The 562-nt window shown below is 34.0% G+C and carries 1 protein-coding gene; it reads left to right on the plus strand.

What is annotated here, in order from left to right:
• Positions 1 to 562 (plus strand): hypothetical protein (locus tag E3E36_RS11370; RefSeq protein ID WP_206203629.1); only part of this gene is annotated, 562 nt, incomplete at both ends.

Raw genomic sequence — 562 nt, forward strand, 5'->3', positions numbered from 1 at the left:
TTTATGGATGCTAACAATACTAACACAGATTGGCAAAGTGAGGTTTTGACTAATAACGCTTTTGTACAAAATCATACCTTGAGTTTACAGGGTGGTAATGCAAAAACATCATACTACTTTTCTCTAAACTACTCTAAGCAACAAGGTGTAGTTATAAGTAATCTCAATAAGTCTTACAGAGCCAGATTAAATATTGAGCATGAGGTTAATAAATATGTAAAGTTCGGTAATAATTTAACTATCAGCCGTCAGGAAGATTATGATCAAAATAACGGTAGCAACAGCTTAGGTGGTGCAATTGCTGCAACTTTACGTTTGTTGCCTAATGTATCTCCTTATGCTTCTAATCCTTCAGGATATAACATCAATTATTACGCTGCAACGCCTGCCAACACAATGGGTTTTGGAGCTAATTTGCAAGGTGTTGATGATAACTGGTTTAACGTTGCTTTTACATTAAGAAATAATGTTCAGTATTCTGATAAATACAGAATAATTAATAACTTCTTTATGGAAGTATCTCCTGTAAAGGGATTGAAATTACGTTCACAAGCTTCAGCAA

It is taken from the genome of Thermococcus sp. M36 (assembly GCF_012027355.1).
Taxonomy (GTDB): domain Archaea; phylum Methanobacteriota_B; class Thermococci; order Thermococcales; family Thermococcaceae; genus Thermococcus.